Genomic DNA, 12,223 nt, shown 5'->3' with positions numbered 1-12,223 from the left:
AACAGTTCCGATATATCGTTGAGGCATCGCGACTGATCAACGATGTCACTGATGGGTGGCAGCACTGATCGGCGATGTCGCTGATCAGCGGATGAGCGGCGAAGTGAAGGAGCGAGGAAAGGAATGATCGACATGCGTTCCCACGGTTTTGAACACGAGCACCAGCGCGGTCGCGGACGCGGTCCCTTCGGCCCCGGCCCCGAGGGGCGCGGCGGCTTCAGCGGCGGCTTCGGCGGCGGCTTCGAAGGGCGGCGCGGAGCGTTCGGCCCCTTCGGGCCCGGCTTCGGGGGCCCCGGTCCCTGGGGCGGACGCGGCGGGCGGGGCGGTCCCCGCGGCCGCGCCCGGCGCGGCGACGTACGCGCCTCCATCCTGGCCCTCCTGAAGGACCGGTCCATGCACGGCTACGAGATGATCCAGGAGATCGCCGAGCGCAGCGGCGGGGCGTGGAAGCCCAGCCCCGGCTCCGTCTACCCGACCCTCCAGCTCCTGGAGGACGAGGGCCTGATCGTCAGTGAGAGCGAGGGCGGCAAGAAGCTCTTCTCGCTCACCGAGTCCGGCCGCGCCGCGGCCGACGAGGGCACGGACGCGCCCTGGGAAGAGGCCGGGCGCGGGGTCGACTGGGAGGCCCTGACCGAGATCCGGCAGGCCGGATTCGGTCTGATGGAGGCGTTCGGCCAGGTCTGGAAGACCGGGTCCAAGGAGCAGCGCGAGAAGGCCCTGACCGTCATCAACGACGCGCGCAAGAAGCTGTATCTGATCCTCGCCGATGAGGACTGAGGCGGCGAGGACCGTGCCCTGCGCGCGGCCGTCCGGGCGCCCCGCACGAGCTGTGCGGGGCGCCTTCCTCGTCCCGCCGCTTTCCACGCCCGGGTGCCGCGGGCCCGCCCGCCGGTGGCGTTGTGAGCGGTGCGGGCCGCGCGCTCACGTCACCAGGTCGCCCAGCTTCCGCAGCGACTCGTTGAGCGCCGCCGTCACCGAGTCCCTGAGTTTGCCCGCCATCATCGAGACCGCCGCGCCGCTGAACTCGCCGTTGGCGCGCACCGTCGTCGCCCCGCCGTCCGGCTCCACCGTGTAGCGGGTGCCGACCGTGACGCCCATGGGGCCCTTGCCCTTGATCGCGAACGTGCGGCCGGGCTCCAGGTCCACGACCGTCCAGGCGACCTCGGCGGGGAAGCCCATCAGCTTCATGTTCTCCGTGAACGTTCCGCCCACTTCCAGCGAGGCGGGCGGGCCCTGTGGAAAGCCGGTGTGCGTCGCGTTCCACTTGCCGTACTGGGACAGATCGGTGAGCTGCGCCCAGACCTTCTCCGCTGGTGCCTCGATCCGTGCCTCCGCGCTGACTGCGGGCACTGCGACCACCCCTTCTCGTCGGGCGCTGCGGCGGGCGCAGCGACGGTGTCGCGGAAAGTAGCCCCCGGGTCCACAACATTCAAGACGGCCGAACCGGCCGTCCGTGGCGGGCGGATAGGCTGGCCGACCCACCTCCCCGCCCTGTCGGAAGGCCCCCGCATGCCAGCATCCACCCGCCCCCCGGCTTCCGCCGCCGTCGTGGCGCGGCTGCGCGCTGCGGGCTGTGTGTTCGCCGAGGAGGAGGCGGAACTGCTCGCGGCCGCCGCCGCGAGCCCCGAGGAACTCGACGCCATGGTGGCGCGGCGGGCGAGCGGCCTGCCGCTGGAACACGTCGTGGGCTGGGCCGAGTTCGCGGGCCTGCGCATCGCCGTGGACGCCGGGGTCTTCGTGCCGCGCAGGCGCACCGAGGCCCTCGTCCGCGAGGCGGCCGCGCTCGCCGCGCCCGGTGCCGTCGTCGTCGACCTGTGCTGCGGGTCCGGCGCCCTGGGGGCCGCGGTCGCGGCCGCGCTCGGCCGGGCCGAACTGCACGCCGCCGACATCGACCCGGCGGCCGTGGCCTGCGCGCGCCGCAACGTGAGCGGTGCCGGAGGCCGGGTCTACGAGGGCGATCTGTACGAGGCGCTGCCCACCGGGCTCCGCGGCCGGACCGACGTCCTGCTGGCCAACGTGCCGTACGTGCCGTCCGACGAGGTCGCCCTGCTGCCCGTCGAGGCCCGCGAGCACGAGGCGCGCGTCGCGCTCGACGGCGGCGCCGACGGGCTCGACGTGCTGCGGCGGGTGACGGCGGACGCGGTGCGCTGGCTGGCGCCGGGCGGATCCCTGCTGTTCGAGACGAGCGAGCGCCAGGTGGCCTCGGCGGTCGAGGCCGTCACGGACGCGGGCCTCGTACCGCGCGTCGTCAGGGACGAGGAGCTGTACGCCACGGTGGTGACCGGCAGGCGCCCCGCGTAGGGGACCCGTGCCCGGTCGCCCCGGTGCGGCCGAAGGCGCCGGTCGGACCCCGGCCCGGGTCAGCCGACGTGCTGTATCTCGGCCGCGTCGAAGAGGTCGCAGGCCCGGGGGAAGGGGCCTTCGTCGTGGCAGTGCCAGGCGTCCCAGAACAGGTCGGCGGGCAGGGCGTCCTCCGGCGCGTACACGCGGTACACGTACAGTCGGCCGTCGACCGCTGGCAGGGTGACCAGCCAGCACCTGCTCTCCATGCCACAGACAGACGAGCGCCGGAGCGAACTGGTTGCGCACCCGGCGCGAAGCACAGCAGCGCGCGCCCCACCAGCGGAAACAGCGGAAAGTCATCCCTAAGGAGGACAACCCGCCCGGCAGTGCCCAACTTGCGCGGGACGCGGAAATGCTTCCCGCCGCCGATGCCGGGAGCGCCGGGGGCTGATGGGGTGGGAGGTGTGCAAAGCCGTACCCCCCAGGGCGCCGAACCCGGCCCGACCCGAACCGACGTCGATCCCCGTCTGAGCGCGGCGCTGGCCTCGGTGGTGTCCGGCGCGCGCAGGCGGGCCGTACGGGACGGGGACCGGCAGGTCGACACGGCGCATCTGCTGCACTCGCTCCTCGAGTACGAGCCCCAGGTGCGGGCGGTCTTCGACGGCGGGCCGCAGATCGCGCGGCTGCTCGGCTATCTCGTCCAGCGCAGCATCGGCTACGGCCTCCAGTGGCAGGGCACCGTCGAGGACTCCGGGGCCGTGCCGGTCGTGCCGTCCGCCAAGGAAACGGTTCTCTCGCCCGCCGCCGCCGGAGCCATGGAGGCGGCGCACGAGCGTGCCGTGCTGCGCGGCGAGCCGCGGGCCCACGGCGTCGACGTGCTCGCCGCCCTCGCCGCCGACCGGGAGTGCCGGGCCGTCGAGGTGCTGCGGCGCGCGGGCGTCGACGCCGACGCGCTGCTCGCCCGGCTCGAGAGCGACGGCGACGCGGAGCGCGAGCCCGTCGTGTGACGGCCCGCGCGCCGGCCGCGACCGGCGCACACCGCACGCGGCAGGCGTCCGCCGATTGAGACAGTGGTCATCAGGCGTGACGGTCATGACCCCGGCTGTCATCATGTGCCGGTGCGTGGGACTCAGGAGAAGCGTCGGGGCGCGGCGGCGGACGGCGGCAGAGGGCTCGGCCTCGGCCTCGCCCTGGTGTCGGCGGTCGCCTTCGGCGGCTCGGGAGTGGCGGCCAAACCGCTGATCGAAGCGGGGCTCGACTCGTTGCACGTGGTGTGGCTGCGGGTCGCGGGCGCCGCGCTCGTGATGCTGCCCGTGGCCTGGCGGCACCGGGCGCTCGTGCGCCGCAGGCCCGTGCTGCTCGCCGGGTTCGGACTGCTCGCCGTCGCCGGTGTGCAGGCCTGTTACTTCGCCTCGATCTCGCGCATCCCGGTCGGTGTGGCCCTGCTCGTGGAGTACCTCGCGCCCGCGCTCGTCCTCGGCTGGGTGCGGTTCGTGCAGCGCAGGCCCGTGACGCGGGCGGCGGCGCTCGGTGTGGTGCTCGCCGTCGGCGGGCTCGCCTGCGTCGTCGAGATCTGGGCGGGGCTGAGCTTCGACGCGCTCGGGCTGCTGCTCGCGCTCGCCGCCGCCTGCTGCCAGGTCGGCTACTTCGTCCTCTCCGACCAGGGCAGTGACGCGGGCGACGACGCCCCGGACCCGCTCGGCGTCATCGCGTACGGCCTGCTCGTCGGCGCGGCCGTGCTCACGGTCGTCGCACGCCCTTGGGGCATGGACTGGGGCGTGCTCGGCCGGGCCGCCGACATGGACGGCTCGCGCGTGCCCGCCTGGGTGCTCATCGGCTGGATCGTGCTGCTCGCCACGGTCGTCGCGTACGTCACCGGAGTCCTTTCGGTGCGCCGCCTCTCGCCGCCGGTCGCGGGGGTCGTGGCCTGTCTCGAAGCGGTCGTCGCCACCGTGCTCGCCTGGGTCCTGCTGGGGGAGCGGCTCTCGGCGCCGCAGCTCGCCGGGGGCGCCCTCGTCCTCGTGGGCGCGTTCATCGCCCAGTCGTCGGCGCCGCGGAAGCCGTCGTCCGGCGCGGCCGCGGGCGCCGTCCCGCGATCCGAACAGCAGTTGTCCCCGAACGGGACCGGCGCATAGGGTGCCGATCATGCACGCACGAGCACTCGTTCTTCCGCCTCCGGCCGCCTGAGCGCGGGCCCTTCACGGATCACGCCCGGCCGTCGGCCGGGCCGAACGGTGCTGCCCGCAGACGACAGTCCCAGACCTGCGTCCTCGCGGCCCGTGCGGATGTCGCCCCTTCTGTCTTGCGGGCGGCCCCTGGTGAGCCGGGTGCCCACGGGCACCCATCGTCGCCACGCCCGGCCGTGACGCGGTCTCCTTCCCGAACCGCTGCGGAGATTCCACGTGTCGAGCGTGTCCAGCATGTCCCCCGCGTCCACGGACGCGACCCCCGTCGCCCCCACCGCCCTGCCCCGGCTCTCCGTGGGCCGCGGCCTCGTCTATCTGAGCATCGCCGGAGCCGCCTGGGGCACCGCCGGTGCCGCCGCCTCGCTGGTCTTCTCGGCCGGTGACATGGGGCCCGTCACCCTGTCCTTCTGGCGCTGCGCCGGAGGGTTCCTGCTGCTGCTCGCCGCGCGCCTGGTGCGGCCGCGCGGCGGCGCGCGCGAGGCCGCGCGGCCGCCGCTGCGCCGCAGGGCCCTGCGCGTCACCGCGATCGGCCTGGCCCTGACCGTGTTCCAGACCGCGTACTTCGCCGCCGTGGAGGCCACCGGGCTCGCCGTCGGCACGGTCGTCACGCTCGGGGCCGGTCCGGTGCTCATCGCGCTCGGCGCCCGCCTGGCCATGGGGGAGCGCCTCGGCGTCGGCGGTCTGTGCGCGGTGGGCGGAGCGCTCGCCGGGCTCGGCGTCCTCTTCGTGGGCGGCGGCGAGTCGGCCGTGCGCCCCTGGGGCGTCGTCTTCGCCCTGGCGTCCGCCGCCGGGTACGCCGTCATGACGCTCCTGACCCGGTGGTGGGGGCGGACCGGCGAGGGCGACGCGTCCAGCACCACGGTGTGGTCGTTCGCGGTGGTGTCGCTGACCTTGCTGCCGTTCGCCGTGGCCGAGGGGCTGTGGCCGCACGCCGCCGACGCCACCCGCGTGCTCGGCTGCCTGCTGTACATCGCCGCCGTGCCGACGGCCCTCGCGTACGCGCTGTACTTCGCCGGGGCGGCCGTCGTCCGCTCCGCCACCGTCTCCGTGATCATGCTCCTGGAGCCGGTGAGCGCGGCGGTCATCGCCGTCGCCCTGCTCGGTGAGGAGCTGAACGCCGCCACCGTCGCGGGCACCCTCCTGATGCTCGCGGCCGTCACGGGCCTCGCCGCGGCGGAGGCGCGCGCCGCGGCCCGCGCGCGCCGCGCGGAGGCGACGGCCTAGGGACCGTCCGGCGGGCGGGGCGCACCGTCCCGCCCGCCGCGCGGATCAGGGCTCGATCAGATAGTCCGGGACCTCGATGCCGGGCTTCAGGTCGGCGGACGCGACGACCGGGTCGTAGCCCTTGCGCAGCGGCACGACGCCCGCCCAGTACGGCAGGTCCATGTCCTCGGGGTCGTCGCTCGGATCGCCGGCGCGCACCTTCGCGGACACCTCGTCGAGGTCGAGGCGGAGCACGGCGGTCGCGGCCAGCTCCTTGGCGTTCGCGGGCCGCGAGTCGGCGGCGCGCCCCGGCACCACGTGGTCGACGAGCGCGTCGAGCGCGGTCCGCTTCTCCTCCGGGTCCGTGACCTGGCGCGCGATGCCGTGCACCACCACGGAGCGGTAGTTGATCGAGTGGTGGAAGGCCGAGCGGGCGAGCACGAGTCCGTCCACGTGCGTCACCGTCAGACACACCGCGAGGCCCGGGTCCGCCTGCTCGTCCGGCTGCCCCGCACCGGCCATCCGCAGTGGGCGCGACCCCGTCGAACCGTGCACGTAGAGCCGCTCGCCGACCCGTCCGTACAGCGTCGGCAGGACGACCGGGGCGCCGTCGCGGACGAAGCCGAGGTGGCACACGTACGACTCGTCGAGTATCGCGTGCACCGACGCGCGGTCGTACGCCGCGCGTTCGCGGGCCCGGGTGGGCACGGTGCGGTCGGTCGCCGCATAGGGGGTGCTGTCCGGTGCGGCCGGGTGCGTCGTCGTCTCCATGGCTTCTCCCTCGGGTGCGCGTCGTGCTCCGGCGTCCGCGTGCCGTGCGTGCCGCCGTGTTGCCTCATCTATTGCACTAGTGCATACTATGCTTTGTGCTAGGAGAGTATCCGATCGCCGGGCGGGGCGCAGCCGAGATCGCCGCCAGTGTCGAGCGCGCCGTGGGGCGCGGTGACCTGGAGCCGGGGCAATCGCTGCCCCCGATGCGGGAGTTGGCGCGCCAGCTGGGGGTGAATCCCAACACGGTGGCGGCGGCCTACCGCACGCTGCGCGAGCGCGGTGTCATCGAGACGGCCGGGCGGCGCGGCAGCCGGGTGCGCAGCAAGCCCGCGACCACCGCGCGCGAGTACAGCCGCCTCGTCGTGCCGCCCGGGGTGCGGGACGTCGCCAGCGGCAACCCGGACACCGCGCTCCTGCCCCCGCTGGCCGAGGCCTTCGCGACGGCGGCGGCGCACGCGGACCAGCACCCCGACCTGTACGGGGAGTCCGCCGTCGACCCCGAGTTCGGCCGCTGCGCGCGCGGGACGCTCGACCGGGACGGCGTGCCCCAGGGACCGCTGGCCGTCACCTCCGGAGCGCTCGACGCGATCGAGCGGGTGCTCGTCGCCCGGCTGAAGGTCGGCGACGCGGTGGCCGTGGAGGACCCCGGGTGGGGCAGCGTCCTCGACCTCGTGCCCGCGCTCGGCCTGCGCCCGGTCCCGGTCGGCGTCGACGACGAGGGGCCGCTGCCCGACGACGTCGAGCGGGCGCTGCGGGCGGGGGCCCGCGCGCTCGTCGTCACCGCGCGCGCCCAGAACCCGACCGGCGCGGCCGTCGGGGCCGCACGCGCGCGTGCCCTGCGCGAGGTCCTCGCCGCGCACAAGGAGACGCTGGTCATCGAGGACGACCACGGCCACGGCATCGTCGACCTGCCGCTGCACACCCTGACCGGTGTGACCCACGCCTGGGCGTTCGTCCGCTCCACGGCCAAGGCGTACGGCCCGGACCTGCGCCTGGCCGTGCTCGCCGGTGACGTCGAGACGGTCGACCGGGTGCAGGGCCGGCTGCGGCTCGGGCCCGGCTGGGTCAGCAAGGTGCTCCAGCGGGCCGTCGTCCACCTCTGGGAGGGCGGCGCCGTGGATGCGAGCGAGGTGGCGGCGGCGTACGGGCGCAGGCGCGACGCGCTGATCGCGGCCCTCGCGGAGCGCGGCGTCACGGCGTACGGACGCAGCGGCATGAACGTGTGGGTGCCGGTCCCCGACGAGACGGGGGTGGTGGCCCGCATGCTGCACGCGGGGTGGGCGGTCGCCCCGGGAGCGCGCTTTCGCCTGAGCGCTCCCCCGGGCGTGCGGATCACCGTCTCCGCGCTCGGCGGGGGCGACATCGCGGCCGTGGCCGAGGCCCTGGCGGCGGCTGTGGGGCCGGTGGTGGAGCGCCGCTACGGCTGACGGCCGCCGGCTGCCTGCCGGTGCGCGGTCCGCCGCACTCCTCCGGTGGTGCTCACTTCTGTCTGCGCGGCTTGGACTGGGTGAGTGCGGCTCCCGCCAGGACGATGACGGCGCCTATCGGGGTCGTCCAGGTCAGGGACTCGCCGAGCACGGCGACGCCCGCCGCCGTCGCGATCACCGGGGTGAAGTACGTGACCATCTGGGCCGTCGTCGGGCCGACCTCGGCGACGATGTCGTACTGCACCAGGAAGGCGAGCCCGGTGCCGACCGCGCCGAGGGCGACGACCGCGAGCAGCGGCACCACGGGGAAGTGCCGCGGCAGGGACGTGAACAGCGGGGTCACGACGGCCAGTTCGACCGTGGCGACGAGGAGCTGGGCGCCGGTGAGGGAGAGGTTCGAGTGGCCGGAGCCCGCCAGGGTGCGGCGGACGTAGATCCAGCCGATCGGGTAGCACAGCGAGGCCAGCAGGGCCATGCCCGTGCCCCGGGCGTCCAGGCCGCTGAAGCCCTGCCAGGCGCCGAGCACCGTGAGCACGCCGAGGAAGCCGAGGCCGAGGCCCGCGACCCGGCGGCGCGTGGGGCGGTCCTCGGAGAGCGCGACGAGGGACAGGGCCATGCCCCACAGCGGCGACGTCGCGTTGCAGATCCCCGCGAGCGTCGAGGGGATCGTCAGCTCCGAGTACGCGAACAGGGAGAACGGCGCCGCGTTGAGCAGGAGTGCCGCCACCGCCAGATGCGCCCAGGTGCGCGGGGTGCGGGGGAGCCGCTCGCGCTTCACGACCAGGAAGACCGCGACCACCAGCGTGCCGAACAGCAGCCGCCCGAAGGTGACCTGGAACGGCGCGTACCCCTCCGTGCCGACCTTGATGAACAGGAAGCTGAAGCCCCAGACCAGGGAGAGGAACGCGAAGCGCAGACGCCAGTCCAGCTTGCGCCGGCCGTCCGCGCGCGGGGAGGCGGCTTGGGCGGGCGCGGGCGCGGGCGCGGGCGCGGGCGCGGACGGGGGCGCGGAGGTCGGGGCCGGAGCGGCGGCGGAGGTGCTCATGGTCGTCACGATGGATCAGTGGAAGGCTTAGCACAAGCGAGTTTTTGTCACTTGTATCGCGTAGCATTGCTTATATGTCGATCCTGGAGCGGCCATGTTGAATCTGGAGCGCCTGCGGACCCTCGACGCGCTCGCGCGGCACGGATCGGTGAGCGGTGCCGCCGCCGGGCTGCACGTCACGACGTCCGCCGTCTCGCAGCAGATGACCAAGCTGGAGCGCGAGGTGGGCCAGCAGCTGCTGGCGAAGAACGGCAGAGGTGTGCGCCTCACGGATGCCGGGCGGCTGCTCGCCGACCACGCCGCGCGCATCCTGTCCCAGGTGGAGCTGGCCCAGTCCGATCTGGAGCGACAGCGCGGCAAGGCGGTCGGCGAGCTGCGGATCGCCGCGTTCCCGACGGCGATGCGCGGGCTGCTGCCCACCACCCTCGCCTCGCTGCGGGCCCACCACCCGGGCCTGCGCGTGACGGCCGAGGAGCTGGAGCCCCAGGCGGGCGTCCAGAAGGTGGTGCGCGGCGACCTGGACGTGGCGGTGGTCCTCGACTGGTACAACAAGCCGCTGCCGCTGCCCGAAGGCCTGCTGAAGGCCCCTCTGCTCGACGACCCCGCCGATGTGGCGATGCCCGTGGCGCACCCGCTGGCCGACCGCCCGGAGGTCGACCTGGAGGACTTCGCCGAGGACGAGTGGATCACGTGGACGGAGGGCGAGTTCTGCCACGAGTGGCTGATGTTCACCCTGCGCGGCCAGGGCTTCGAGCCGCGCATCGCCCACCGCGCAGAGGAGCACCACACCCAGCTCTCCCTGGTCGCGGCCGGGCTCGGCGTGTGCGTGGTGCCGCGGCTCGGCCGCGACCCGATGCCCGCGGGCGTGCGGACCGTGCCGGTCCGCCACCGGGTGCGCCGGCACGTGTACGTGGTGTGGCGCGCGGACGCCGACCGCCGCCCGTCGATCCGCGCGGCGGTGGAGGCGCTGCGGGTGGCGGGCGCGGGGCTCGGCTGAGGGGGGCGGCCGTGGCGGGTGGTGGTGGGGCCCTGGCTCGGCCACGGCCCCTGCTGAGGGCCTGGCCGCGATCCCTGCTGCGGCCCCGGCCGTGCGTGTCCGGCCGCGGCCCGCCCGGTCGTGACCTGTCAGGCCATGGCGTCGGCGCGCGCTACCGGCCGGGCCGCGCCAGCTTCCGGAAGTCCCAGGACGTCACCGCGTCCGGAGTGAGCCGCAGCCACGCGTGCCGCCCGTCGTGCACCATCGCGTCGAGGCCGAAGTTCTTGCGGGCGAACAGCCGCTCCACAGCGTCGAGTTCGGGGCAGGGCCCGCCGGTGCGCGGTGTCTCCCCGACGCGCTCGACGGTGCCGCTCAGCTCGACGCCGCGCAGCTCGCCGTACGCCTCGCCCGCGTCGACGACGGCCGCGATCCGCGGGTCGCGCCCGAGATCGGCCCAGCGCCTGCTGCGCGTGAGCGAGTACAGCCACAGGGACGTGCCGTCCCACACGAACCACAGCGGGCTCGCGTGCGGGGAGCCGTCGGCGGACACCGTCGCGACGCGGCAGGTCCGCTCGGTGGTCAGGAAGGCGTCCAGCTCGTCCGGCGTCATCATGATCCTGCGGCCGCGGCGCTGTGTCAGGGCCATGCGTCGTCTCCTCCTGAGGGGGCCGTGCGCGCGGTGGTCACGGCCGCGCGGCCGTGACCGTGCGACGTCGTGCCCGTGCGGGAGCGTGCTCGCGCGATGCCGTGCCCGCGCCGCGGCGGCCGTAGCTGACAATGCGTCAGATGAGCATGCGGTGTCTTCCGCCGGGACGCAATGCCGGTTAGCCTCCCGCGCACCGCGCACCGCGCACCGCGGCCGCCGGAAGGCCACGGACCGCGACCGGGCGGGCCGGGGCGCGCGCGACGGGCTCAGCCGAGGGGGACCATGCCCACGTACGAACAGCTCAGCCGTCTGCTCGACCCCGCGACCACCGCCCTGCTCACGGTCGAGTGCCAGCAGGGCGTCGTCGGGCCGCAGAGCGCGCTGCCCGAACTCGCCGAGGCTGCCCGCGCATCGGGGGCCCTCACCAATGTGGCGCGCCTGGTGGCCGCCGCGCACGTCGGCGGCGTCCAGGTCCTGCACGCCGTCGCCGAACGGCGGCCCGACGGGCGCGGGGCCAGCGGCAACGCCCGGCTCTTCAGGGCCGCGGAGAAGCTGCCCGTGCAGCAGCTGTCCGGCACCACGGCCGTGCGGGTCGCGCCGCCGATCGAGGTCGCCGAGGAGGACTTCGTCGTCCGCCGTCTGCACGGCCTCTCGCCGCTCGCGGGCACCGACGTCGACGCCCTGCTGCGCAACGTCGGCTGCCGCACCCTCCTGGTGACCGGGGTCTCGGCCAACGTGGCGATCCCCAACGCCGTCTTCGACGCCGTGAACCTCGGCTACACCGCCGTCGTGCCCGCGGACGCCATCGCGGGAGTGCCTGCCGACTACACCTTCGCGATGGTCCGCAACACCCTCGCCCTCGTCGCCACCGTGACCTCCACCGAGGACGTCCTCGCCGTGTGGGGGCGGCCGCGACGGCTGCGGCCCGCGTAGCGGCTCAGGCCAGTCGGATCGCGTCCCCCTCCACGCGGATCTCGGCCGGGGGCAGCGGGCTCGTCGCCGGGCTCTGCCGTACGCTGCCGTCGGCGATGTCGAACTTGCTGCCGTGACACGGGCAGTTGATGGTGCCGCCCTCGACGCTGGTCACCGGACACTGCTTGTGGGTACAGCGGTTCGAGAACGCCTTGAAGCGGCCCTTCGTCGGCTGTGTGACCACCACGCCCTCGTCCTTGAAGATCTTCCCGCCGCCCACGGGGATGTCGGCCGTCCTGGCGAGCACGGCGGCGGCCGCCGCGCCGCCCGTGTCCTTCTCCTCGCTCTCCTCGCCCTTCTCGTCCTTCTTGCCCGCCGGTTCCGGCGCTCCCTTGTCGCCGTCGTCGCTGTCGTCGCCGGAGCCGCAGCCGATGAGCACGACGGCCAGGCTGCCGGCGCCGGCGGCGGTGACGACGGTGCGGCGGGTGAGGTGGTGGCCCGTGGGCAGCGGGGAGGTGTCCCTTGAAGCAGTCATGTGGGGGGATACGGATGCGTGGGGCGGGTTGTTCAAGGGGGCGACGTGTGGATGCGCTGCCCTCGCGGGGCGCCCCAGACCCGCCCCTTCCCGAAACTGGGGGCTCCGCCCCCAGACCCCCGCTCCTCAAACGCCGGAGAGGCTGAAATCCCTGCCGCGACCGGCGACCGTTCCAGCCCGTCCGGCGTTTGAGGACGAGGCGCGGAGCGCCGAAAAGGCGGGGGCACGGGGGCGGCAGC

Annotated in this window: 14 protein-coding genes; 8 read left to right on the top strand and 6 right to left on the bottom strand. The window is 74.6% G+C overall.

The window, feature by feature from the left end; translation table 11 throughout:
• Positions 1 to 132: 132 nt before the first annotated feature.
• Positions 133 to 777, top strand: coding sequence for a PadR family transcriptional regulator (locus tag C9F11_RS07190; protein WP_138966199.1), 645 nt, complete (start codon positions 133 to 135; stop codon positions 775 to 777).
• Between the two features lie 144 nt (positions 778 to 921).
• Here C9F11_RS07190 and C9F11_RS07185 read toward each other — a convergent pair whose 3' ends face one another.
• Positions 922 to 1,350 carry an SRPBCC family protein gene (locus C9F11_RS07185; protein ID WP_138958458.1) on the bottom strand — a complete coding sequence of 143 codons (429 nt, stop codon included), beginning with the start codon at positions 1,348 to 1,350 and terminating at the stop codon, positions 922 to 924.
• 159 nt (positions 1,351 to 1,509) lie between these two features.
• Between C9F11_RS07185 and C9F11_RS07180 the strand changes: the two genes are divergently transcribed.
• A complete protein-coding gene (locus tag C9F11_RS07180; protein WP_138958457.1) occupies positions 1,510 to 2,301 on the top strand; it encodes a putative protein N(5)-glutamine methyltransferase in 792 nt (263 codons plus the stop codon).
• A gap of 59 nt (positions 2,302 to 2,360) precedes the next feature.
• On the opposite strand, the gene C9F11_RS07175 is transcribed toward C9F11_RS07180, so the two are convergent.
• Positions 2,361 to 2,549 carry a hypothetical protein gene (locus tag C9F11_RS07175; RefSeq protein ID WP_138958456.1) on the bottom strand — a complete coding sequence of 63 codons (189 nt, stop codon included), beginning with the start codon at positions 2,547 to 2,549 and terminating at the stop codon, positions 2,361 to 2,363.
• 198 nt (positions 2,550 to 2,747) lie between these two features.
• On the opposite strand from C9F11_RS07175, the gene C9F11_RS07170 reads away from it, so the two are divergent.
• From C9F11_RS07170 to C9F11_RS07160, 3 genes are all read left to right on the top strand, one after another.
• Entirely contained in the window at positions 2,748 to 3,290 is a 543-nt protein-coding gene (locus tag C9F11_RS07170; RefSeq protein ID WP_171075661.1) for a Clp protease N-terminal domain-containing protein, read from the top strand.
• Positions 3,291 to 3,401: 111 nt separating this feature from the next.
• Complete coding sequence (locus C9F11_RS07165) at positions 3,402 to 4,418, top strand: EamA family transporter (protein ID WP_138958454.1); 1,017 nt, start codon at positions 3,402 to 3,404, stop codon at positions 4,416 to 4,418.
• Between the two features lie 285 nt (positions 4,419 to 4,703).
• Positions 4,704 to 5,693: an EamA family transporter gene (locus tag C9F11_RS07160; protein ID WP_138958453.1), complete on the top strand. Its 990-nt coding sequence runs from the start codon at positions 4,704 to 4,706 to the stop codon at positions 5,691 to 5,693.
• A gap of 45 nt (positions 5,694 to 5,738) precedes the next feature.
• Here C9F11_RS07160 and C9F11_RS07155 read toward each other — a convergent pair whose 3' ends face one another.
• Entirely contained in the window at positions 5,739 to 6,443 is a 705-nt protein-coding gene (locus C9F11_RS07155; protein WP_138958452.1) for a pyridoxamine 5'-phosphate oxidase family protein, read from the bottom strand.
• A 95-nt stretch (positions 6,444 to 6,538) separates the two neighbouring features.
• On the opposite strand from C9F11_RS07155, the gene C9F11_RS07150 reads away from it, so the two are divergent.
• Positions 6,539 to 7,870: an aminotransferase class I/II-fold pyridoxal phosphate-dependent enzyme gene (locus tag C9F11_RS07150; protein ID WP_138958451.1), complete on the top strand. Its 1,332-nt coding sequence runs from the start codon at positions 6,539 to 6,541 to the stop codon at positions 7,868 to 7,870.
• Positions 7,871 to 7,922: 52 nt separating this feature from the next.
• Here C9F11_RS07150 and C9F11_RS07145 read toward each other — a convergent pair whose 3' ends face one another.
• Complete coding sequence (locus tag C9F11_RS07145; protein ID WP_138958450.1) at positions 7,923 to 8,915, bottom strand: DMT family transporter; 993 nt, start codon at positions 8,913 to 8,915, stop codon at positions 7,923 to 7,925.
• A gap of 94 nt (positions 8,916 to 9,009) precedes the next feature.
• On the opposite strand from C9F11_RS07145, the gene C9F11_RS07140 reads away from it, so the two are divergent.
• Positions 9,010 to 9,912 carry a LysR family transcriptional regulator gene (locus tag C9F11_RS07140; RefSeq protein WP_138958449.1) on the top strand — a complete coding sequence of 301 codons (903 nt, stop codon included), beginning with the start codon at positions 9,010 to 9,012 and terminating at the stop codon, positions 9,910 to 9,912.
• 151 nt (positions 9,913 to 10,063) lie between these two features.
• On the opposite strand, the gene C9F11_RS07135 is transcribed toward C9F11_RS07140, so the two are convergent.
• Positions 10,064 to 10,537 carry a pyridoxamine 5'-phosphate oxidase family protein gene (locus C9F11_RS07135; protein ID WP_138958448.1) on the bottom strand — a complete coding sequence of 158 codons (474 nt, stop codon included), beginning with the start codon at positions 10,535 to 10,537 and terminating at the stop codon, positions 10,064 to 10,066.
• Positions 10,538 to 10,819: 282 nt separating this feature from the next.
• Between C9F11_RS07135 and C9F11_RS07130 the strand changes: the two genes are divergently transcribed.
• Positions 10,820 to 11,470 (top strand): cysteine hydrolase, encoded by a 651-nt coding sequence (locus C9F11_RS07130; protein WP_138958447.1) that lies wholly within the window; start codon positions 10,820 to 10,822, stop codon positions 11,468 to 11,470.
• A gap of 4 nt (positions 11,471 to 11,474) precedes the next feature.
• Here the strand turns inward: C9F11_RS07130 and C9F11_RS07125 are convergent, their stop codons facing one another.
• A complete protein-coding gene (locus C9F11_RS07125) occupies positions 11,475 to 11,984 on the bottom strand; it encodes a Rieske (2Fe-2S) protein (RefSeq protein ID WP_138958446.1) in 510 nt (169 codons plus the stop codon).
• Positions 11,985 to 12,223: the final 239 nt, after the last annotated feature.

It is taken from the genome of Streptomyces sp. YIM 121038 (assembly GCF_006088715.1).
GTDB lineage: Bacteria > Actinomycetota > Actinomycetes > Streptomycetales > Streptomycetaceae > Streptomyces.
This window is presented reverse-complemented; position numbering and strand designations above follow the sequence as displayed.

Excerpts from the sequence above, each read along its gene's own strand:
- C9F11_RS07180 (WP_138958457.1), top strand. The coding sequence starts at position 1,510 with ATGCCAGCATCCACCCGCCCCCCGGCTTCCGCCGCCGTCGTGGCGCGG.
- C9F11_RS07130 (WP_138958447.1), top strand. The coding sequence starts at position 10,820 with ATGCCCACGTACGAACAGCTCAGCCGTCTGCTCGACCCCGCGACCACC.
- C9F11_RS07155 (WP_138958452.1), bottom strand. The coding sequence starts at position 6,443 with ATGGAGACGACGACGCACCCGGCCGCACCGGACAGCACCCCCTATGCG.
- C9F11_RS07140 (WP_138958449.1), top strand. The coding sequence starts at position 9,010 with ATGTTGAATCTGGAGCGCCTGCGGACCCTCGACGCGCTCGCGCGGCAC.
- C9F11_RS07135 (WP_138958448.1), bottom strand. The coding sequence starts at position 10,537 with ATGGCCCTGACACAGCGCCGCGGCCGCAGGATCATGATGACGCCGGAC.
- C9F11_RS07175 (WP_138958456.1), bottom strand. The coding sequence starts at position 2,549 with ATGGAGAGCAGGTGCTGGCTGGTCACCCTGCCAGCGGTCGACGGCCGA.
- C9F11_RS07125 (WP_138958446.1), bottom strand. The coding sequence starts at position 11,984 with ATGACTGCTTCAAGGGACACCTCCCCGCTGCCCACGGGCCACCACCTC.
- C9F11_RS07160 (WP_138958453.1), top strand. The coding sequence starts at position 4,704 with ATGTCCCCCGCGTCCACGGACGCGACCCCCGTCGCCCCCACCGCCCTG.
- C9F11_RS07190 (WP_138966199.1), top strand. The coding sequence starts at position 133 with ATGCGTTCCCACGGTTTTGAACACGAGCACCAGCGCGGTCGCGGACGC.
- C9F11_RS07145 (WP_138958450.1), bottom strand. The coding sequence starts at position 8,915 with ATGAGCACCTCCGCCGCCGCTCCGGCCCCGACCTCCGCGCCCCCGTCC.